We start from the raw sequence: 20,687 nt of genomic DNA, 5'->3' as shown, positions 1-20,687 counted from the left end.
ATCATAGAGATTGCGGCGACGTGGTGACGCTTGAAAAATCCTCCGGGAAGGCGCTACGTCCCGCCGTCGGCGCTTCAGCCGCAATGGAGATTTGAACGTGACACTATCGATGTATGAAGCCTCGGTGCCGGTGTTTTCGGCCAGGCTGAAGGCGCTGTCCGGCGTGCTGTCGGCGGCCGAACAGAATGCAACCGAGCGCAAGATCGACCCGCAGGTGTTTTTGACCGCGAGGTTGGCGCCCGACATGTACGCGCTGGTCAGGCAGGTGCAGGTCGCCACCGACCACGCCAAGGGCGCGCCATCACGGCTGGCCCGTCGCGAGGTGCCGAAATACGAAGACAATGAAGCGACCTTCGCCGAGCTTCAGGCGCGCCTGACCAAGACGCTCGATCTGCTGGCGTCATTCTCGGCCGTCGAATTCGATGGTTCGGATGAAAGGGTGGTCGAACTGAAGTTTGGCCAGCGCGAAGCCTCGATGCCCGGCATGCAGTATCTGCTGCATGTCGCCATGCCCAACTTCTATTTCCACGTGACCACGGCTTACGACATCCTGCGCCACAATGGCGTGCCGCTGACCAAGGGTGCCTATCTCGGGAATCGTTGACGAATTCGGCATTCCGAGGTTTCCCGGTCGCTGCCGGGAAACTTCGTTTGACGCTGGTTCGGCGCCAAGGCCTTGATCAACGCGGTGACATTTCGCGGGCTATGCGCGGGAAGTCGGCCGGCTTGATGCCGATGTCGGCGCGGTCGGCATTGCTCATCGAATGCAGCAACGCCAGTGCGGAACGATAACGCAGATGCTCCTGCGGACGCGGACGGGCAAACATTTCAGTGAAGAACCCCATGATTCGGCCCCTTGTTGATCCTCCACGGCGCCGAGTATAGGAAAATTGTGAAGATTGTGCAGTGCAGCATTTGCATGGCAGCCATTCCAAGCGAATTTTTTTCGGCACAATTGCCGCGTGCGCTGAAACTTGTGGCGCATCCCCACCGTATGCATAGACGCTGGCACATGGCCGGCTTTTCCTCGCCACTCCTGGCGAATTTCCGGACTGCATGCAAATGCAGTCCGGCTTTTTGTTGAGCTGCACCATCAACCGGTCGCGCAAGCCCGGCGAACGCCTAAACTGGTTAAGATCAGTGGCATTCATTTTTAACGAGCCGGTTCTATGGTGCGACCGGCTCTGTTCGCATGCGCAAAACGAGGGGGAGGCTGACATCGGCGCCAAGCGGGATTTCGCTTCCTTGCTCGACGATCTGTTCGTCGCCTCCGACAAGGACGAGGCTGGCGGGGAGACAGGCGCGCGGCCGTCGATCCCGTTCGACTATCTCTCCGTGGCCGACGAGCTTCATTCCGGCCGCATCAAGGTCTCCGGCGAAACCTTCACGGCCGAGTATCGCGAAGCGGGGTCCGATCTTGCCGCCGAATTCGCAGCCCTTCTCGACCAGGCCAAGCAGGCACTGGCCGGCGAGGAAGCAAAGCCCGAGGAGAAGCTGCCACCGATCGATCCTGACGCAATCGCGGTCGAACTCGGCCTCGATCATCCCGTCAAGAACGCCGATCTCGGCCGCATGCGCCGCAGCTTCGCTTTCGCCAACCATCCCGACCGTGTCGCGCCGCATCTGCGCCAGCGCGCCATGATCCGCATGCAGGTGGCCAACATGTTGATCGACGAAGCCAAGCGGCGGGCTTTGGCTGGGGCACGCCGTTAGAGCACTCTCACAATTCACGCAAAGGTTGGAGCCGAGTAGTGTATCAGCCTGGTCGATGAAAGAGCGTTGCGAGAAGATGGACGCGCGTTGCGCCAAAGCCGGAAAAGCGCGGACCTTGCAAAAAAAGTGACTGGGATGAGCACTGTACTCAAAACGATCTATCGAGATGATCGGCTTGCACGGCCAATATCGTCAGATTTGAAGTAGGTGAAGCTTCTTATTACACGTTCCGTGAGGACGCTTGGTACGAAGGCGAACACGGTCTCGACGAGAGATATGCTTACTGGGCACCCTCCGAAAACAGCTTCGGAGGAGGATTTTACGAGACCGCTGAGGCGGCTGAGAGTGAATGCCATGCGACTATCCCGTGGCTCAGGAATTCAAACTGAGGCACCACCCGGAGCCGGCAGGGGGTTGGAGAAGCCGCAGCCTTTGCTTTATGCTGGAATCTCCTCCCCGCGCCGTCCGCGCAAACCTCCCGCCGGAGAAACCCCATGCACAAACGCCGTCTCGGTCGGACCGATCTTCTTGTTACCCAGATCTGCCTGGGGTCGATGACCTGGGGCCAGCAGAACACCGAGGCCGATGGCCATGCGCAGATGGATCTGGCCTTTGCGCGCGGGGTCAATTTCATCGACACGGCCGAGCTCTACCCGATACCGCCCAAGGAGGAGACGCAGGGGCGGACGGAGAAGTTCATCGGCAGCTGGATGAAGGCCAAGGGCAATCGCGACAAGGTCATCCTGGCCTCGAAAGTGGTCGGCCGCACCGCCAACCGCTGGTTTCGTGGCGACCGGCCGTCAAAACTGGTGCGCGCCGACATCTTTGACGCCATCGACAAATCGCTTGCCAAGCTCGGCACCGACTATCTCGACCTCTACCAGATCCACTGGCCGGAGCGCGACATCCCCTGGGGCGCCAACCCGACCCGCGTGGGTGCTGTGCCGCGCCGTGCCGATGCCGTTGGCGCGCCGCCCGGCGAGACGCCGATCGCCGAGACACTCGCAGTCTTCGAGGAACTGGTGAAGGCGGGAAAGATCCGCCATCTCGGCCTGTCGAACGAAAGCTCCTGGGGCGTCATGCGCTTCATCGCCGAGGCCGACAAGGGCGTCGGCCCGCGCATCGTTTCGCTGCAGAACGCCTACAATCTGGTCAACCGTACCTTTGAGGTGAACCTGCCCGAAGTCTGCGGGCGCGAGGATGTCGGCTTCCTCGCCTATTCGCCGCTGGCGCAAGGCTATCTCACCGGCAAATACGACCATGGCGCACGGCCGCAGGGTTCGCGCTCGCAGTTGTTCAACCGCGGCCAGCGCTACGAGACGCCAAATGCGGCGGAGGCGCAGCTCGAATACAACGAACTGGCGCGCTCCTTCGGCCTCGAACCGGCGCTGTTCGCCAACGCCTATGTCGCCAGCCGACCCTTTGTTACCTCCAGCATCATCGGCGCGACGACGATTGCCCAGCTCGAGATGGCGCTGTCCTCAGTCGACGTGACCTGGACCGACGAGATGCAGAAGGCCGTCGACGCGATCCACCAGCGCGTGGGCAATCCTTGTCCGTAAGCGGGCACTCCGGGCGGAATTCCGTAGAAAACACAAGGGGAAGGGGACAGCAATGGATTTTCCGATCGAGACCGTCAGGGGAAAATTTCCGGCGCTGGACCTGACCGACAAAGGCCGCCGGCGCATCTATCTCGACAATCCGGCCGGCACGCAGGTGCCACAGGCGGTTGCCGATGCGGTGGCGCGCTGCCTCCTCACCACCAACGCCAATCTCGGCGGCTATTTCGAAACCACGCTTGCCGCGCAAAAGGTGTTCGACGACGCCCATGAGGCGATGGCCGATTTCCTGGGTGCAGCGAGCGCGGAGGAAATAATCATCGGCGCCAACATGACGACGCTGACCTATCACATGTCGCGCACGCTCGGCCGCGGCTTCAAGCCGGGCGACGAGATCATCGTCACCCGCATGGATCATGAGGGCAATGTCTCGCCCTGGCTGCAACTGGCCGAAGATCTTGGCCTCTTGGTGCGCTTCCTGCCTTTCGACGAGAACAGCTGGCAGGTCGAGGAGGCGGCGCTCAGCGCTCTGCTTACCGACAGGACAAAACTCGTTGCGCTGAACTATGCGTCGAACCTCACCGGCTCGATCAACCGGGTCAAGGCGCTGACGGCTATCGCCAAACAGGCCGGCGCGCTCGTCTATGTCGATGCCGTGCAGTTCGCGCCGCACGGGCTGGTCGACGTGCAGGATCTCGGCTGCGACTTCCTGGTTTGCTCGGCCTACAAGTTCTTCGGCCCGCACATGGGCATATTGTGGGGACGCCGCGACATCATCGATGCGCTGCAACCCTACAAATGCCGTTGCTCTTCCAATGGCCTGCCGGAGCGCTTCGAACTCGGCACGCCGCAGATCGAACTGATGGCCGGGCTTACCGCAGCGGTCGATTACTTCGCCGAACTCGGTGCTGCGGCCGGCGAGGGCGGTTCGCGAAGGCAAAAGATCGCAAAGGCATACGAAGTGTCGATCGCCTACGAAAACCCGCTGGCGCTGGGGCTGATCGATGGGCTGTCCGCCATTGAGGGCCTGACCATCCGCGGCATCACCGATCAGAAGCGTGTCATTGAGCGCGTGCCGACCGTGTCCTTCACCGTCGACGGCATCGTGCCAGAGACGATCGTGCGGCAGATGAATGCCGAGAACATTTTTCTATGGTCGGGTCACAACTACGCCTGGGAGATCGTCCACCATCTCGGCATTCCGGCCGAGCAGGGCGTCGTGCGCATCGGTATTGCGCACTACAACACGGCGGCAGAGATCGACGAGACGTTGGAAAGCGTGCACCGGGTGATCGCCATGCTGAGGCAGCAGCGCTAGTCAGCTATCGCTGTTTGCCGCCGAAACCGGTGAGGAACGCCGTGAGATTGTCGCCGAGCGCGTCGCAGAGATAGCCGCCTTCCTGGACGATAACCGCCGGCAGGCCAAGCTTGGCAATTGCCTCGCCGATCCGCGAGAAACCGGGCGTGGTCACCGAAAGCCCGCCGAACGGATCGCCCTCGAACGCATCGAGACCGAGCGCCACGACCAGCGCGTCCGGCGAAAAGGCGCGGATACGCTGGAACGCCACTTCGAGCGCCTCCAGAAACGCCGCGTCGGCTGATTTGCGCGGCAATGGCAGGTTGAAATTATAGCCGAGGCCCGGACCTTCGCCGCGCTCATCGGCATGGCCCCAGAAGAACGGATAGAAGCGCACCGGATCGGCGTGCAGCGACACCGTCAGGACGTCGGAACGCGTATAAAAGATGCCTTGCGTGCCGTTGCCGTGATGCAGGTCGACATCGAGGATCACCACCCGCGCTGCCTGCTTGCGCAACACCTGGGCCGCGACCGCTGAATTGTTGATGAAGCAGAAGCCGCCGGCGACATCGGCAAAGGCATGATGGCCGGGCGGCCGGCAGAGCGCATAAGCGGCAGGCGCGCCCGATATCACCGCTTCGGCTGCCTCGACTGCACTCCAGGCGCTCCACAGCGCGCTGTGCCAGGTTTCGGCCGAGATCGGGCAAGCGGTGTCGGCCATGTGGTAGCCGGCCTGGCCGACCGCCGAGGCCGGATAGGACCCTGTGCGGGCCAGTGGATGGATGTTGGGGATGACTTCCGCGGATGCGCCCTCGATGCGCTGCCAGCGCGCAAAAATGTGTTCGAGGAAGGCGAGATACTCCGGCGTATGCACGGCCGCCACCGGGCCTAGGCCATGTTCCCTGGGCCGCTCGATCATCAATCCGGCGGATTTTGCGCCGGCTAACAATCGCTCTACCCGCTCCGGCTGTTCGGGATTGGGCTGCGGCGCACCGCTGGACAGAAAGGCCTTCGGGTCGTGGCGTTTCTGCTCCTCGGCAAAGAAGGCTTTCATTCCGCGTCCCCATCCTGCGCTGCATCGGCAAAGGCGAAAAAGGCATCGCCAACAATCTTCTGCGTCTGCTCGTAGCTCGACCAGGCGATGCCCAGTCTCTCATAAAAAGCCTTGGCGCCGTCATTGTCGGTGTCGACGGACAGCCTGAGATAGGCGCCGCCATCCCGGCGGCAGTCGCGCGCGACCCGGCGCAGCAGTCTTTCGCCGATCTTGCGGCCGCGAAACCGGTCCTCGACATAGAGGTCCTGGATATAGACGCCGGGCCGCCCCATCCATGTCGAGAAGATCGGGAAATGCAGGCAGAGCCCCGCAAAATCGCCGCCGATCTCGGCGATCAGGGTGGAGAAGGCGGGTTTGTCGCCAAAGCCGTAGCGGCGGAGATCGTCGGCAGTGGACGTGATCTCCTGATGCGCGCCGATATGGGTGCCGAGCTTGAGCAGCGCGGCATGGATGGTGTCGACGTCGTCGATGGTGCCGGGGCGGAGGGTGACTTTAGGCGAGGCAGTCACTGGAGGTATGATGCCAAGGCACCCCCCTCCGGCCTGCCGGCCATCTCCCCCTCAAGGGGGGAGATCAGCAGTTTCTGCGCTGCCGTCCATCCTGCAACTTTGGAAGTTTGCGAAGGCCGTGGCGACATCCAATCTCCCCCCTTGGGGGGGAGATGTCCGGCAGGACAGAGGGGGGTGCGACTGGGCGCCGCCATCTCAATCATCTCAAAACGCCACCCGGTCCCCACCCTTCAGCGCCAGCATCTCCCGCGCCTCCGCCGGTGTGGCCACCTCCAGCGACAGGCCATCGAGAATGCCACGTATCCTGCGCACCTGGTCGGCGTTGGATTTCGCCAGCTGGCGTCCGTCGTAGAGACTGTCCTCCAGCCCGACGCGGACATTGCCGCCCATCGCCGCTGCGATCGAGATCAGCGGCATCTGGTGGCGGCCGGCGGCGAGCACCGAGAACTGGTAGCTGTCGCCGAACAGCTTGTCGGCAATGCGCTTCATGTGGATGAGATTGTCGGGATCGGCACCGATGCCGCCCAGAATGCCGAGCACGAACTGGATGAACAGCGGCCCCGACACCAGCCCGCGGTCGCGAAAATGCGCCAGCGAATAGAGATGGCCGACATCGTAGCATTCGAACTCAAAGCGCGTGCCGCAGCCCTTGCCGAGCTTTTCGAGCACGCCTTCCATATCGGCAAAGGTGTTCTTGAAGATGGTGTCGCGCGTGGCTTCGAGCAGCTTTGGTTCCCACTCGTGCTGCCACTCCCTTGGCTTGTCGAGCATCGGGAACAGCGCGAAATTCATCGAGCCCATGTTGAGCGAGCACATTTCCGGCTCGGCCCGCAGTGGTGCCGCCAGCCGCTGGTCGAGCGTCATCAGCGACGAACCGCCGGTGGTGATGTTGATCACCGCATCGGTCGCTTGCTTGATGCGCGGCAGGAACTGCATGAACACCTCAGGATCGGCGGTCGGCCGGCCGTCTTTGGGATCGCGGGCGTGGAGATGCAGGATTGAGGCGCCAGCCTCGGCCGCCGCGATGGCGTCGGTCGCGATCTGGTCCGGCGTCACCGGCAGATAGGGCGACATGGACGGGGTGTGCACCGAGCCAGTGACCGCGCAGGTGATGATGACTTTCCTCGGCGCCATTCTTTAGCCCTCAGCCTTCGACCGGCAGGTCGAGTTCGGCGGCCAGAACTTCCAGCGAATCGCCGATGATGGAAATGATCTCGCCGACCTCTTCAGCCGTGACGATCATCGGCGGCGCCACCATGAAATTGTCGCCGTCGACACCGCCCTTGACCCTGCGGCCGTAGATGATCAGCCCGCGCTCGTAGGCGAGGTCGAGCAGGCGCTGCGTGGCTTTCTTGCCCTGTTCGATCGGCCGTAGAGTTTCGGGATCGGCAACCATCTCGGCGCCGGTGAGCAGGCCTTTGCCTCGGACATCGGCGATGAACGGAAAACGCTTCGCCAGCCCTTTCAGCCCGTCCATCAGCACGTCGCCCATCGCGGCGGCATTGGCGATCAGGTCGAGGCGGTCCATCTCGCCGAGCACGGCGAGCCCGGCCGCGCAGGCGAGCGGATTGCCAGCATAGGTGTGGCCATGCTGGAAGCCGCCCGACGCCAGCAGCGGCTCGACCAGCCGCATCGGGGCGGCCAGCGCGCCGAGCGGCGCATAGCCGGAGCCAAGCCCCTTCGACAGCGCGACGATGTCGGGCTTGCAGTTCCAATGGTCGCCGCCAAGGAATTTTCCGGTGCGGCCGGCGCCGCTCATCACTTCATCATGGATGAGCAGGATGCCGTAGCGGTCGCAGATCTCGCGTATACGCGGATAATAGCTGTCCGGTGCGACGAGGGCCGAAGTCGCCGCACCGCCGATCGGCTCCATGATGAAGGCGAGCACGCTGTCCGGGCCCTCGGCCTGGATCTTCTCCTCCAGCATGTCGGCATAGCGGACGCCGCGCTGCTCCATCGAAAGATTGTCGCGGTCGCGCCATGCCGTCGGCGCCGGCACGGTCGGCATCACCCGCATCATCGGTGTGAACGTTTCCGCCAGCGCGTCGTCGCCGGTTATCGAAAGCGAACCCAGCGTGCCGCCATGATAGGAGGGAAAACGCGTGATAACCTTCCAGCGCTTCGGCTGGCCGGTCGCGACCGCCCATTGCCGCGCCAGCTTGATGCAGGATTCCGTCGCCTCCGAACCGCCGGAGACGAAGAAGATTCGGTCCATGCCCTCCGGCAGTTTGCCGGCGAGTTCCCGCGCCAGTTCTTCCGCCGGTTCGTTCTCGAAATGCAGCCGGTAGGCGAAGGTGGCGCGGTCCATCTGCCGCTTCATGGCGTCGAGCACGTTGCGGTTGGAATGGCCGATATTGGCGACCATCGGCCCGCTCGATCCGTCGATGAAGCGGCGGCCGTCCTGCGTCCACATATAGATGCCTTCGGCGCGGTCGATCAGCGGCCGCCGCAGGCTGGAGAGGTAGAACAGGTGCGATGGCGCGCGCGCTTTTGAACCGGCGGAGGAGGGCTTCTGCATGTCAGGTCTTTCCGAGGTAGCGGTCGATTACATTCCTGGTCACGCGCTCGACAATCGGATCCTGCCTGAGCAGGCCGGCGACCCATTCGCAGCTTCCGGCGTGGAAAACCTCGCCCTTGCCGCGCGCGAAATTGACGATCATGCCGTTGCCGCGTTTGACCTTTTCCAGATTGGCGTCGGTCGCCTCGCCAAACAGCGTTTCGGCCGTAAAGCGGCCATCCTCGTCGGTGAGAAACTGGTCCTCGATCGGGATGTCGGCGCTTTCCTCGACCTGGCTCGCCATGCCGACGGCCAGCACCTGCAGCCCGTCAGGCGCACCGCTGTCCGGTGTCGGATAGGGCAGGCCGCCGCGGATCTCGAAATCGAGCCCGTCGACCTCATAGCCATAGACATGGCTGTCGGCGCCGAGCAGGTCGCCATAATAGATGCCGGTGCCGGCAAAGGCCCAATGCTCGGGCCGATAGACCGGAAAGCCGCGCACGCCGCGCGGTGCGCACCCGCCCCAACCGGCATAGACGCCGCGCGTCGCGTTGAGGCCGAAGGTCATTGCACCGGGACGACCGATCTCAGGCGCTTCCCAGGAATTGGTGGCGCGGGTGACGTCGCCGCTATAGGCCGGGTCTTCGGCCCGCGCCCGGTATTTGTAGCAGACCTGCCGGCGGCCTTCGTCCTCGAGCCTTGTCTGCCACATGAAATTGCCGGCAAAGCGAGCCGCATGACCGCCATTCGCCACATAGGCGTCGACCGCATCACGCATTTCCCAGGTCCAGTATTCGTCATGGCCGACGAAGACCGCGCAGTCATAGCCATCGAGGATTTCGGGCGAGAAGTGCAAATCGTGCTGGCTGGCGAGATCGACGCCATAGCCGGCGCGCTCGGCAAAGCGGAAGAAGTGGCTGTCATAGCTCGCCCAGCCGGAGGAGGTGTATTTCTTCGAATGTCCCGTGGCGTACGCCCATTCCATGTGCGGATAGCGCGGCACTGTTTTCGGCGGCACCGCGACCTCCAGGGGCACGCGCGGCGCGTCCTTGGGCAGCACGACAAAGCCGCGGCACCACGGCCGCTGCGTCGACACCATGCGCGCATATTGGTCGCGGCCCGGGCCGGTGATGCCCTGATAGGCGTTGGAGCCGCCCCATGTGTTGTAGGACAGCCAGGTGCCGGTCGCCGCCACCTGCAGCACGCGACCGGGTTTGCTGCCGGGCAGGAGCGCGACGATGATGAGGTGGTGGCAAAGGATAGCTTTGCAGTCGCGCCCGTCCGCCGTCAGCGTCAGCCGATAGGCGCCGGATGGCCAATCGTCGCCGATGCGAAATTCGAAAGACGCCTCCCAGCCGCAGCCTTCGACCGAGCACTGGTCGGGCGTATCCTGCCAGCGCGCCGAAAGCCCCGTTTGCTCGAAGACCTTTGTCTCGCTGCCGCCGTCGCGGACAATGACAATGCTGAAGCGCGGCGCCGTCGAGCTGACATGCAGCGTCACGGTCTCGCCGGCGCGGTAGGAAAATCGATCAGAATAGCACCAGATCTCGCCCCGCTCGCCGTCCATTCCCGGCCATTCATAGTAATGGCCGCGCACCGCCTCGCGGCGCTGCTCGGGCGTCAGTCCGAAATCGGGAAATTCGGTTGGCAGATGGGTCATGAACACCGGAAAAGTGACAGGCCGCCATTTCGGCCATCTGCCGGCCAAGCGTCAAATGGAAACGATCGGGCCAGCAATTGCATACGACACAATTGCTTGGCCGCTCTTGGCCGCACCCGGCAAACCGACTATCTCAGGCGAGGCGGCATTTTCCGCCTCGGGAGCCGGCATGCTGAGAGTGCAGAAGGTCAAGGTCGATGACATCTACGTGCCGACGGCGCGCAAGAAGACGCTGCATCCCGAAACGGTCCGGCACCTGGCCGAAGACATACTGGAAAACGGCATGAAGACGCCGATCCAGGTTCGCCATGACGGCAAGCGCCACATCCTGGTCGAGGGCCTGCACCGGCTGGAAGCCGCCAAATGGCTCGGCGAGACCGAGATCGACGCCTATCTGGTGCAAGCCAAGCGCCACTGAGGCGCGCGACCGATCGACAACAGCCAAACCGATCATTCTTCCGCGGATTTTTTCGCAGGGCATGTCGGCACGCGGCGTGCTCGCTCGTCCTTGGGGGGAACCTGAGGAGACCGACATGTCCAGACGAATCTATTTCGCCATTCTTGCCTCGGTCGCTGCCTTGTTTGCAGCGCCCGGCCCAGCCAATGCAGAGGAGACCAAGCCCGCCATGACCACCGAAGCAACAGCCATGCCGAAGCCGGAAAAGTCCGGCTTGCTGCCGATCGACGGCCTGAATTACTACTATGCCGTCTATGGCAAGGGAGAACCGCTGCTTCTGCTGCATGGCGGCCTTGGCACGTCGGACATGTTCGCGCCGCTGCTGCCGAAGCTGGCGGAAAACCGCACCATCATTGCCGTCGACCTGCAGGGCCATGGCCGCACCGCGCTCGGCGAGCGACCCTTCAGCCTGGAGGGGATGGGCGACGACATGGCTGGTATCGTCAAGGCGCTCGGCTATGACAAGGTCGACGTGCTTGGCTATTCGCTGGGCGGCGGCGTCGCCTTCCGCATGGCCGTTCAGCATCCCGAGACGGTGCGCCGGCTGGTCCTGGTCTCGACCGGCTTCGCCGCCAATGGCTTCTATGACGAGATGCGCGGCCAGCAGGCGCAGGTGAGCGCGGCCGCCGCCGATTTCATGAAGGACACGCCGATGTACAAATCCTACGTCGCCGTCGCCCCACGTCCCGACGATTTCCCTAAACTGCTCGATGCGCTGGGCAATTTCATGCGCAAGGATTACGACTATTCCGCCGATGTGGCGAAGCTGAAGATGCCAGTTATGCTGGCCTATGGCGACAGCGACATGTACAAGCCCGAGCACGAGATCAAGTTCTACCAGATGCTCGGCGGCGGGCTGAAGGATGCCGGCTGGATGCGTGAGAACCTGTCGCAGAACCGGCTGGCCATCATTCCCAATCGCACCCACTACGACGTCTTCTTCGCACCGGAGCTGACGGCCGCGGCACTGCCCTTCCTCAATGGCGAAACCAAGGTGAAGACCTGGGACGAAGTCCTCAGCGAAACGAAATAGCTTGCCTGAAAATACATGCCGGCCGTCTCGAAGAGGCGGTCGGCTTTTTTGTGCCTGCGAGGCTACGGAGCCTTGGCGCAGCCATTGGTCCTATCGGCGCAATCGATGGCGCCATCAGGGCTTTTCAATTGACCGGAGGTACCTGTCGATATCATCAAGAGACCTTCAGTGCGATGGGTTCGAATGATGACGAAATACCAGGGCGGATGCCATTGCGGGGCAGTGCGCTACGGCACCGAGGCGGCGCCGCTCAACCAGCGCGTCTGCCATTGCCGGCGCTGCCAGAAGGTGATCGGCGCGGCTTTCAATGCCCGCCTTTTGTTTCGCATCGACGATGTCACCGTCGAGGGAGAGGTGGCGACGGTCAACACCTCTCCGGACCTCAAGCGCGGCTTTTGCGCCGCTTGCGGCACCACGCTGTTTTCCCGACGCGACTCCGCCGGCATCGTCGGCATCACCACCGGCTCGCTCGACGATCCCTCGCTGTTCAAGCCGGAAATGCATATGTGGACCGCCTCGAAGCAGCCCTGGCTGCAACTCGATGACGGCCTGCCGCACCATGAAGGCGCGCCGCCTCCGAACTGACGCCGGCCTTACCGGAAATTAATCCCGAAACCACGACATAGCCGGCAAAGCGTCATTGGCGGGCCATGATTGCCTGCCTATCTATCGTCTGCGGGCCGGTATCGAGGAGACGACCGATGAGCGACAGAATCAACACCCTGGACGAGCTTTTGAGCGACCCGATGGTCCTCCTCGTCATGGAGCGTGACCGCGTGCGCCCCGAACAGGTTCGCCTGCTGCTCGAACGTGCCCGCCGCCCGGCCGCCGACGCCGTGCCACCGGCGCATGTGGTGGCGAAAAGCTGCATGCAGCAATGGCTGGGAAGGTAAGGGCTTCCCCTTCTCCCCTTGTGGGAGAAGGTGGCCGAGCGAAGCTCGGTCGGATGAGGGGTGTTCCAGGGAACGCCAACGCCTCACTCCGCTGGAACACCCCTCATCCGTCTCGGCGCTACGCGCCGATCCACCTTCTCCCACAGGGGGAGAAGACAAGAGGGCCAATTCCTAACAACTTGATTCAAACTTTGTTGGTAATTTCTCGTTAGTAATCGAGGCCGGTTTGTCCGGCGGCGTCTGTTTGCCTTCGGTCTGTTGTGTTTTGCGTACAGGTCCAGATGCGGATTTCAGGCGTCGTCAGTTTCATGTTGGCATCGCTGTGGCTTGCCGGCTGTTCGTCCACAGCGGGCGTCGATGGCTTGCAGCCGTCGAACGAGACGACCAGTTCGGTCGTGCGTCCGAGCGCGCCGGTCACAGCGGCTCCGGCGGAGACCGCCGACCTCGCGCCGATGCGGTCCGACATGGTGGCCGACAACGCTGTGGCCGACAATGCGCCGCCCTTTTCCATGGTCGAGGAAGAAGAGGCCATCGTCGCGGGCACGCCGCAGGGGAGCACCAGACCACAGCTCGAGCCCGCCGCTCTGATGTCTGCGCCGAAGCGGTTGACGCGCGCGGCGCCGGCCATGCTGGCCTCGCCGGTCACCCGCTACGGTTTCCGCGACGCCAAGCCGATCAATTTCGGCAAGGCTTCGCCACGCTACCTTGCCGTCCACGGCGTCGACGTCTCGCGCTGGCAGGGCAATGTCAACTGGGGCAAGCTGCGCGCCCAGGGCGCCAACTTCGCCTACATCAAGGCGACCGATGGCGGCGACCATCTCGACCCGATGTTCATGAAGAACTGGCGCAATGCCGACGCCGCCGGGCTGAAGCGCGGCGCCTATCATTTCTTCTACTGGTGCCGCACTGCGGGCGAGCAGGCCGACTGGTTCATCCGCAATGTGCCGAGGGTCGAAGGCGCGCTGCCACCGGTGATCGATGTCGAGTGGAACGGCGAATCTTCCTGCAAGCGGCGGCCGTCGCGGGCCACCGTGCTGGAAAAGATGAAGGTGTTCATGGACAAGCTGGAGCGCCATTACGGCCAGCGGCCCATCATCTACACCGCACCGGATTTCTATCGCGACAATCTCAAGGGTGCGTTTCTCGATTATCCGTTCTGGCTGCGCGCCGTGGCGCGGCATCCCTCAAAAGTCTATCCCGGCCGCAAATGGCTGTTCTGGCAGTACTCCGGCTCCGGCCTGTCGCACGGCGTGACCGGCCGCATCGACCTCAACGTCTTCCATGGCGACGAGCGCGCCTGGCGGGCATGGGCAGGCGGGCAGACGACCGTCGCCGACGCCGACTGAACGTCAGGCCGGTGCCGGTGCGCCTGCGCTGCCTGCCGCTGCGCCTTGGGTTGAATTTTCAGCGTCTCGCTAACGATCCGCTCACTGTGTCCTTTAGCGGTATCGCAACAGCCTTCCGGTAACGTGCCCGTGATCGGGTTTTCGGAGGGATCCATTGCGCAATCCAGTTGTGGCTGTCGCACTTGCCGCCGCCGTCGGCTACGGGTTTTTCAGTTCGCTCGGCCACATGCCGGGCGGAAGTGGCGCTTCGCTGGCGGAGTCGAAGCAGAACGTCGTGTCCTATTCCACCGAGGACAAGGCGATGCAGGCCGCCAAGGACAGCGGCCGCTCGACCCTCAAGCGCTTCCACGAACTGATGGACGCCGGCACGCCGGGCACCTACACGGTAAAATTCCCGCTGACCCAGAACGGCGCCACCGAGCATATCTGGCTGCAGCTGGTGGGCTACAGCGAAGGCTCCTATATCGGCCTGCTTGCTGACGTGCCGGTCAATGGCAACAAGTACAAGATGGGCGACAGGATGACGGTAACCGAGGCCGACGTCGAGGACTGGATGATCAAGAACGGCAAGGTGATCTACGGCGGCTACACCACGCGCCAGGCGCTTGCGGATATGCCGAAGGAGCAGGTTGCAAAGTACGGGTTGACCTTCAAGGACTGAGGGTTGAGGCGCGGGCGAGTTTTATCGCGGTGCCTAGAGGGCTGTCGCGCTTTTCGCGTTCGCGTATCTCTGCCGTTTGCGCCAGCACCCAGTCGCGAAACACCTTGATTTTGGGCGCGTTGCGGCGGCTCTCCAGATGCACCAGCCAATAGCCGTCGCCGTCCGAGCCAAGCACGTCGAACGGCTGTATCAACTGGCCCTTTTCCAACAGGGCGCTGTAAAGGTTTCTGGTGAGGATCGCGGCGCCCTTGTCGGTCAGCGCCGCCATCGCATCATAGGCCTGCGTACCCAGCTTCGGGCCAGCGATGACGCGATCGGGCTCGAACGGCACGCCGGCAGCCTTGAACCAGATTTCCCACCAGGGATCGTCGGCACAGCATAGCGGCACTTGGTAAAGATCCTCGGGGCGGTGGATGCCGCCGACGCTTTCGGCGAGTCTCGGGCTGAGCATCGGCGTATAGTCCGCCTTGAACAGATAGTGAGCCGTCAGGCCCGGCCAATTTCCACTGCCGGTGCGAATGCCGACATCCATGTCGCCGCGCGTGAAATCGACCAGCCCGTGCGATGTATTCACCTTCACGGCAAGGTCGGGATGCATCAGCTGGAATGTTCCAAGCCATACGGCCAGCCAGTTCGATGCGAAGGTTTCCATGGTCGTCACCGACAGCACGCCGGTCGCTCCACCCTTGGTGGCGACCCATGCGTCGGCCAGGGTCGAGAACGCGCCTGTTGCGTGCGGCGCCAGCTGCTGTCCGGCCTCGGTCAGCGCGATCTGCCTTGTTTTTCTTATGAAAAGCGGCGTTCCGGCACGTTCTTCCAGCACCTTTATCTGATAGCTGGCAGCTGATTGGGTCATGCCGAGTTCTTCGGCTGCCTTGGTGAAACTGCCCAGCCGGGCCGCGGCTTCAAAGACCCTGATGGCTCCTAATGGTGGCAGTTCCCAGCTCATGACGCATCAATCCCGCTGATGCATACTACGCGACGTTCGATTGGAAACCAAGCCCGGAAAACGGCATGCTGCATTCATCGGATCAAACCCTGGAGGATACGGCAATGACCACCACCATCGCTCTCTACAACACGCTTCGCCGCCCGGTGCTCGACCTCTTCACCGCGCCGTTCAGGCCTCGCAAGCGCGGCCTGCTCGACCGCCGCTCGCTGTCGGATCATTTCCTCAGGGATATCGGTATGCTTGACGGACGCGTGCCTCCCGGCACCATTGGCTAAGCAAGCTCTTTGACCATGGGGGAAAGATGACTGTGCCATCCGAGGATCTGGCGAAGAGCCGCCAAACGATCAACGCCTATGAGGACTATGCCGAACGCTACGACGCTCTGGTGCGGCACGTTCCGAACCAAAGAGAACAGAAATGGCTGAAGCGCCTGGTGAAGATCGCCGGCAAAGGCGGCCGGATTCTGGAAGTCGGTTCGGGACCCGGATACGATGCGGACTTCGTCGAAGGGCTCGGTGTCCAGGTTCGGCGCACAGACGCAACGAAGCGGTTTCTCGAGTTGCAGGCCGCACGCGGCAAGCAGGGTGAGTTTCTCGATCTCATCACCGACGATCTCGGCGGCCCCTACGACGCGGTGCTCGCATTGTGCGTCCTGATCCACGTGCCGCGCGAGCAGGCCGACCAGGTGCTTGCCAAGATTGCCGGGTCGTTGCGGCCGGGCGGCGCCTTCCTCGTCTCGATGCGCATTGGCGATGGCGAGAAGAGCGGCGAATATCATACGGTCTACTGGCGCAGGGACGACTTCGCGGCCCGCCTCGAAAACGCCGGGCTGGTCCTTGTCGGAGACGAATTCAACGTCGGCCGCGATCGCGAAGAGTGGACCACCTTTCTGGCTGTGAGGCCGTCATGACGCGCCGCGGACTGTTTTTGTTCGTGCTGCTCAGCCTCCTGTGGGGCATTCCCTATTTGTTGATCAAGCTGGCAGTTGCCGAGGTGTCGGTGCCCTTCCTGGTCTTTGCCCGAACAGCCGTCGGCGCCCTGGCGCTGCTGCCCTTCGTCCTTGTCCAGCGCAGTTTCGGATGGCTGAAGACACATTGTCGGGCGGTCGCCGCATTCTGTCTGGTCGAGATGATCCTGCCATGGGGGCTGATCACCCATGGCGAAGTCAGCATCGACAGTTCCACCGCCGGGCTGCTGATTGCCATGACGCCGGCCGTAACCGTCGCGCTCTCCAAGCTGATGGGTTCGGATGAGCGGCTGGGGATACGCCGCTGGACCGGCCTTTTCCTCGGTTTTGCCGGTGTCTTCGTGCTGGCGCTGCCGACCTTGGGTGGCGGATTTCTCGCGGTCGTCGAGATTCTCATGGCCGCGGCCTGCTATGCCTCGGGTTCGATCATCGCGTCGCGCTGGCTGAACGATGTGCCGGCAACCTCGCTGACGGCAGTCTGTCTGGCAGGGGCCGCGCTGATCTACGCCGTGCCGGCGGCGTTGGCCTGGCCGGCGGCCATGCCGTCGACAACGGTGGTTGGCGCAATCCTCGGTCTTGGCGTGTTTTGCACGTCGATTGCCTTCGCCACCTATTTCCTGCTGGTGCGGGAGATCGGCCCCGAACGGGCGGTCGTCATCACCTATGTGGCGCCCGCCGTGTCCGTGGCAGCCGGCGTGCTCGTCCTTTCGGAGCCGCTCGATATCGGCATTGTCGCGGCCTTCGCGCTCATCCTGTGCGGATCATATCTCGGCACGTGGCGCGCTCCGCCAGAACCGTCCGTGTCCGCGACCTCGGCAAGTTGACCGGCGGCCGCCAGCCGCCGTCAGAAATAAGATCGCAGGTTCTCGCGAATGCGGTCCAGCACCGTCTTTCCCGAGATATCGGCGGTGAAGGTCTTGCCGGTGATGGTCTCAAAGGCCTGCGTGTAAACCCGCGATGTCTGCTCGATGAGCTCGGCGGGGATTTTCGGAATACGATCCTTGTAGGGATCGCAGCGCGCGGTCACCCAGGCGCGAATAAAGTCCTTGTCGAAACTTTGCGGCCGCTCGCCTGCCTTGAAACGCTCTTCATAGCTTGCCGCAAGCCAGTAGCGGCTTGAGTCGGGCGTATGGATTTCATCGGCAAGGATGATGGCGCCATCCTTGTCCGTGCCGAACTCGTATTTGGTGTCGACCAGGATCAGGCCGCGCTTGGCGGCCAACGCCTTGCCGCGCGCAAACAGCGCCAGCGCATAGCGCGAGACGGTGTCCCATTGCTCTTCCGACAACAGGCCGCGCGTCAAGATCTCATCGCGCGTCAATGGCTCGTCGTGACCGCCATCGAGCGCCTTGCTGGTCGGCGTGATGATGGCCTGCGGCAGCTTCTCATTGTCGCGCAATCCGTCCGGCAGGCGGATGCCGTACATATCGCGTTCGCCGTTCTTGTATTTCGTCAGCACCGAAGTGCTGGTGGTGCCGGCGAGGTAGTCGCGAACGACGATTTCCACCGGCAGAATGTCGAGCCTGGTGCCGACGACGACATTGGGGTCGGGATAATCGAGCACATGGTTGGGGCAGATGTCCGCCGTTTCCTCGAACCAGTAGCGCGCCGTCTGCGTCAGCAACTCTCCCTTGAGCGGTATTGCGGTCAGGATCACATCGAAGGCGCTCAGCCGGTCGGTGGCGATGATGATGCGGCGGCCATCCGGCAGATCGTAATTCTCGCGGACCTTGCCTTTGTAGTGGTTCGGGAGTTCCGGAATGAAGGCATCCGAGAGAACGCGCAGTGCTGTCATCCTGGTCTCGTGGCTCCTAACAGTTTGGGCGACTCTTAACAAAGTTGGCGGGGCTTCGATACCCGAGGAAGGGCGGTTCGTCCTTTGCGAATAATCAAGACATTGCCTTCGCCGTGCTATCTATTTGCAGCTTCCTGAACTCCTGGGGGACGCGGTGGACGTAGAGCTCAAATTTCTGATTGTCGGATTTGCCTGCGCGATCGCGGGTGGTCTGTCGTTCATCACCTTCGTCAAATGGCGCGAGGTGCAGGCGATGAGCCACTGGCTGCCGGCGCCGGGCAAGATCATCTCGTCGCGCGTCGAGGCGCGTGAAGTCAGAAGGTCGGGCGTCGGCTCGGACAGCAGCGACACCACCGAGATGCGCAATTTTCCGGCGATCACCTTCGAATACAAGGTCGGTAAAAAGAAATATCAAAGCTCGCGCTACAGCGTGAAGGAGAATCTGGGGAATTTCGAAGTCACCGAAACCCTGGCGCAGTTTCCCACCGGCGCTGAAGTGACCGTCTTCTACAATCCGGCCGATCCGGGCAAGGCCGTGATCGAACGCACCCTGCCGGACGGCGCCTTCAAGTTCATGGTCAAGCTCTCGGCCGGGCTGGTGATCGGCACGGTGGTGTTGGTGTTTTCGCTCGGTGGCGTGCTGGAGGCGATCCGGCCGCATTTGCCCAAGCCGCAGAACCTCGGCGCCGGAGCGCTGCTGCTGTTCATGGGGCTGATGATCCTGCGCATGGCCTTCGTCCAGAAGTCGCTTGCCGAGCAGGCGGCAAAATGGCCGGTCGCCCCCGGCCGCATTGACTCCTCGGGCCTGCAGACGCTGCGAAACTACAGCAGCCATCGACGCTGGAGCACCGTCTTCAAATCCCGCATCGTGTACAGCTACGGCGTCGCAGGCCAGCACTACACCTCAGACCGCGTCACCTTCGGCGCCACGGTCACCGCTTCAATGCCCGGCCTCGTCAGCGGCCAGGCGCGCAGCTATGCCGAGGGCGGCAAGGTCGACGTGCATTACGACCCAGCCAACCCCGCCTCGGCAGTGCTCGAATGCAGGGTGCGCGGGCTTTGGCTGCTGTGGGTCTGTTCGGCCGCGTTTTTGGGCGGCGCGGCTTGGCTGGTCGGTTTTATCTGAGGCGCCACTTTCATGACGAGACATCCAATGATCGTTCGCAGGCTGGCCGTCGTTTGCCTGGCTCTGCTCGGCGCCGTGCAGGCAGCGAGCGCAAGAGAGTGTCTGCTAAGCCACGCCACCTATCGCGAGCCGCGTTCGGGCGCGGTGTTGCAATTCCGGCCGCTCGACAATGAACCGGCGGCACTGACGGCCGAAGTGTTTTCGGTGACCGTCCCCAACACCGACACGCGCTTGCCGGCCGACATCACCTGGACCAATGGCAAAAATTCGTTTCCGCTCGGCACCATCCGCCATGCCTGCACCGACGACGACCGCGAAGCGGGGCTGGAGGACGGCAGCGGGATGTGCCGGATATGGATGAGCCAGGTCTATGCCTTGACCGGAGGCGGCGCCGAGCAGCTGAATTCGCGCGAAGCGACACCGGCGCCGAAAGGGCTGTTGCTGCCCGATTTCGGCGCGGGCTTCACCGAATTTGCCGATTTCGCCAATGCCAATCCGGACGGCTCGGCGTGGGACGCCTTCACATTGACAGGATGCAGCGATGAATAGCGCCATGAGACCGATTGTCTGGATTTGCGTGCTGTTTGCCGCCGCGGCGATATCAGCCGCTGCATATGCGGACGAGCCGTCGCCGTCGCGCCCGCCGATCGACAAATGCGTCTGGGAAAAAATGGCCGACAAGACGGTTGGGCTGGCCGCTTGGGCGCAGCGCTGCGATTTCGGCTTCCGCCAGATCCATTTCGAGTTCGCCGGCAATGCGCTCGCCATCAAATACAGCGACGGCGGCGCGCCCGATCCACTGGTCGTGGTGTTCGACATCAAATCGGGCGAAACCGCCGAGGCTGCGGTGCTGCGCCTGTTGCTGGAAAAGACCGACAAATCAGTCAGCGCTCGCTGCGTACTGGCGCCTTATACGCAGGGCACCGTGCTCGCCGGCGTCAAGCGCTACACATTCAACCCCGACGCCGCCTACGCCAAGGAGCTGCAGGCGCTCGCCAGTGATGAAGTTCCCGAACCGCCCTGCGGCGACTGGGGCGAAATGCCGGATGGCATCCAGTATTTCGAGGTACCGGCGGGCGACGGGCACAAGGTGCTGTTTGTGCGAGCGGGGCAGGACGAACCGTTGTTTGACGAGCAGACGCTGAGGGTGGTGGAGTAGGTAGGCGCA

At 62.8% G+C, this 20,687-nt stretch carries 24 protein-coding genes; 16 read left to right on the top strand and 8 right to left on the bottom strand.

Going from position 1 to position 20,687, the window contains the following annotated elements:
* Positions 1-97: 97 nt before the first annotated feature.
* Positions 98-604, top strand: a complete 507-nt coding sequence (locus tag NKJ64_RS08650; protein ID WP_352462364.1) for a DUF1993 domain-containing protein — start codon at positions 98-100, stop codon at positions 602-604.
* 76 nt (positions 605-680) lie between these two features.
* Here the strand turns inward: NKJ64_RS08650 and NKJ64_RS08645 are convergent, their stop codons facing one another.
* On the bottom strand, positions 681-845 hold the full coding sequence (locus NKJ64_RS08645) for a hypothetical protein (RefSeq protein WP_023711473.1): 165 nt from the start codon (positions 843-845) through the stop codon (positions 681-683).
* A 400-nt stretch (positions 846-1,245) separates the two neighbouring features.
* Between NKJ64_RS08645 and NKJ64_RS08640 the strand changes: the two genes are divergently transcribed.
* The 3 genes from NKJ64_RS08640 (at position 1,246) to NKJ64_RS08630 (ending at position 4,590) form a co-directional block, all read left to right on the top strand.
* Positions 1,246-1,713: a hypothetical protein gene (locus tag NKJ64_RS08640; protein WP_352462412.1), complete on the top strand. Its 468-nt coding sequence runs from the start codon at positions 1,246-1,248 to the stop codon at positions 1,711-1,713.
* Between the two features lie 494 nt (positions 1,714-2,207).
* Positions 2,208-3,275, top strand: a complete 1,068-nt coding sequence (locus NKJ64_RS08635; protein WP_352462363.1) for an aldo/keto reductase — start codon at positions 2,208-2,210, stop codon at positions 3,273-3,275.
* Positions 3,276-3,327: 52 nt separating this feature from the next.
* Positions 3,328-4,590 (top strand): cysteine desulfurase-like protein, encoded by a 1,263-nt coding sequence (locus NKJ64_RS08630; RefSeq protein WP_352462361.1) that lies wholly within the window; start codon positions 3,328-3,330, stop codon positions 4,588-4,590.
* A gap of 4 nt (positions 4,591-4,594) precedes the next feature.
* Here NKJ64_RS08630 and NKJ64_RS08625 read toward each other — a convergent pair whose 3' ends face one another.
* The 5 genes from NKJ64_RS08625 to NKJ64_RS08605 all read right to left on the bottom strand — a co-directional run bounded on the left by NKJ64_RS08625 (position 4,595) and on the right by NKJ64_RS08605 (position 10,289).
* Positions 4,595-5,623, bottom strand: a complete 1,029-nt coding sequence (locus tag NKJ64_RS08625) for a histone deacetylase family protein (RefSeq protein WP_352462360.1) — start codon at positions 5,621-5,623, stop codon at positions 4,595-4,597.
* Positions 5,620-6,132 carry a GNAT family N-acetyltransferase gene (locus tag NKJ64_RS08620; protein ID WP_023690165.1) on the bottom strand — a complete coding sequence of 171 codons (513 nt, stop codon included), beginning with the start codon at positions 6,130-6,132 and terminating at the stop codon, positions 5,620-5,622. The genes NKJ64_RS08625 and NKJ64_RS08620 overlap by 4 nt, the downstream gene beginning before the upstream one ends.
* Positions 6,133-6,336: 204 nt before the next feature.
* Complete coding sequence (gene kce, locus NKJ64_RS08615; protein ID WP_023816557.1) at positions 6,337-7,266, bottom strand: 3,5-dioxohexanoate:acetyl-CoA acetone transferase; 930 nt, start codon at positions 7,264-7,266, stop codon at positions 6,337-6,339.
* A 10-nt stretch (positions 7,267-7,276) separates the two neighbouring features.
* On the bottom strand, positions 7,277-8,650 hold the full coding sequence (locus NKJ64_RS08610) for an aminotransferase family protein (protein ID WP_352462359.1): 1,374 nt from the start codon (positions 8,648-8,650) through the stop codon (positions 7,277-7,279).
* A gap of 1 nt (position 8,651) precedes the next feature.
* The gene (locus NKJ64_RS08605; protein ID WP_352462358.1) at positions 8,652-10,289 is read right to left on the bottom strand and encodes a N,N-dimethylformamidase beta subunit family domain-containing protein; all 1,638 of its coding nucleotides are present in this window, start codon (positions 10,287-10,289) and stop codon (positions 8,652-8,654) included.
* 169 nt (positions 10,290-10,458) lie between these two features.
* On the opposite strand from NKJ64_RS08605, the gene NKJ64_RS08600 reads away from it, so the two are divergent.
* From NKJ64_RS08600 to NKJ64_RS08575, 6 genes are all read left to right on the top strand, one after another.
* A complete protein-coding gene (locus NKJ64_RS08600; protein WP_008875526.1) occupies positions 10,459-10,707 on the top strand; it encodes a ParB N-terminal domain-containing protein in 249 nt (82 codons plus the stop codon).
* Positions 10,708-10,822: 115 nt separating this feature from the next.
* Positions 10,823-11,779: an alpha/beta fold hydrolase gene (locus NKJ64_RS08595; RefSeq protein WP_023669060.1), complete on the top strand. Its 957-nt coding sequence runs from the start codon at positions 10,823-10,825 to the stop codon at positions 11,777-11,779.
* Positions 11,780-11,965: 186 nt separating this feature from the next.
* Positions 11,966-12,364: a GFA family protein gene (locus NKJ64_RS08590; RefSeq protein WP_023684918.1), complete on the top strand. Its 399-nt coding sequence runs from the start codon at positions 11,966-11,968 to the stop codon at positions 12,362-12,364.
* A gap of 116 nt (positions 12,365-12,480) precedes the next feature.
* The gene (locus tag NKJ64_RS08585) at positions 12,481-12,672 is read left to right on the top strand and encodes a hypothetical protein (RefSeq protein WP_023690160.1); all 192 of its coding nucleotides are present in this window, start codon (positions 12,481-12,483) and stop codon (positions 12,670-12,672) included.
* Positions 12,673-12,953: 281 nt separating this feature from the next.
* The gene (locus NKJ64_RS08580) at positions 12,954-14,018 is read left to right on the top strand and encodes a glycoside hydrolase family 25 protein (protein WP_023684920.1); all 1,065 of its coding nucleotides are present in this window, start codon (positions 12,954-12,956) and stop codon (positions 14,016-14,018) included.
* Between the two features lie 154 nt (positions 14,019-14,172).
* Positions 14,173-14,679, top strand: a complete 507-nt coding sequence (locus NKJ64_RS08575) for a DUF2314 domain-containing protein (RefSeq protein ID WP_023700830.1) — start codon at positions 14,173-14,175, stop codon at positions 14,677-14,679.
* On the opposite strand, the gene NKJ64_RS08570 is transcribed toward NKJ64_RS08575, so the two are convergent.
* Positions 14,669-15,628 (bottom strand): LysR substrate-binding domain-containing protein, encoded by a 960-nt coding sequence (locus NKJ64_RS08570; RefSeq protein ID WP_352462357.1) that lies wholly within the window; start codon positions 15,626-15,628, stop codon positions 14,669-14,671. The genes NKJ64_RS08575 and NKJ64_RS08570 overlap by 11 nt on opposite strands.
* Positions 15,629-15,732: 104 nt before the next feature.
* On the opposite strand from NKJ64_RS08570, the gene NKJ64_RS08565 reads away from it, so the two are divergent.
* The 3 genes from NKJ64_RS08565 to NKJ64_RS08555 are packed head-to-tail and all read left to right on the top strand — an operon-like array spanning position 15,733 to position 17,422.
* Positions 15,733-15,906: a hypothetical protein gene (locus tag NKJ64_RS08565; protein WP_023669054.1), complete on the top strand. Its 174-nt coding sequence runs from the start codon at positions 15,733-15,735 to the stop codon at positions 15,904-15,906.
* A 26-nt stretch (positions 15,907-15,932) separates the two neighbouring features.
* Positions 15,933-16,541, top strand: a complete 609-nt coding sequence (locus NKJ64_RS08560) for a class I SAM-dependent DNA methyltransferase (RefSeq protein WP_352462356.1) — start codon at positions 15,933-15,935, stop codon at positions 16,539-16,541.
* A complete protein-coding gene (locus tag NKJ64_RS08555; protein ID WP_352462354.1) occupies positions 16,538-17,422 on the top strand; it encodes a DMT family transporter in 885 nt (294 codons plus the stop codon). The genes NKJ64_RS08560 and NKJ64_RS08555 overlap by 4 nt, the downstream gene beginning before the upstream one ends.
* A gap of 20 nt (positions 17,423-17,442) precedes the next feature.
* Here NKJ64_RS08555 and NKJ64_RS08550 read toward each other — a convergent pair whose 3' ends face one another.
* Complete coding sequence (locus NKJ64_RS08550; protein WP_352462411.1) at positions 17,443-18,384, bottom strand: phosphoribosylaminoimidazolesuccinocarboxamide synthase; 942 nt, start codon at positions 18,382-18,384, stop codon at positions 17,443-17,445.
* Positions 18,385-18,547: 163 nt separating this feature from the next.
* Between NKJ64_RS08550 and NKJ64_RS08545 the strand changes: the two genes are divergently transcribed.
* The 3 genes from NKJ64_RS08545 to NKJ64_RS08535 are packed head-to-tail and all read left to right on the top strand — an operon-like array spanning position 18,548 to position 20,678.
* Positions 18,548-19,519, top strand: a complete 972-nt coding sequence (locus NKJ64_RS08545; RefSeq protein WP_023806486.1) for a DUF3592 domain-containing protein — start codon at positions 18,548-18,550, stop codon at positions 19,517-19,519.
* A gap of 27 nt (positions 19,520-19,546) precedes the next feature.
* Complete coding sequence (locus NKJ64_RS08540; RefSeq protein WP_352462353.1) at positions 19,547-20,068, top strand: hypothetical protein; 522 nt, start codon at positions 19,547-19,549, stop codon at positions 20,066-20,068.
* Positions 20,069-20,072: 4 nt separating this feature from the next.
* Positions 20,073-20,678, top strand: coding sequence for a hypothetical protein (locus NKJ64_RS08535; protein WP_352462351.1), 606 nt, complete (start codon positions 20,073-20,075; stop codon positions 20,676-20,678).
* Positions 20,679-20,687: the final 9 nt, after the last annotated feature.

Source organism: Mesorhizobium sp. M0062 (assembly GCF_040323125.1).
GTDB lineage: Bacteria > Pseudomonadota > Alphaproteobacteria > Rhizobiales > Rhizobiaceae > Mesorhizobium.
The sequence above is the reverse complement of the archived record's forward strand: the minus strand, read 5'-3'. Positions and strand labels throughout refer to the sequence as shown.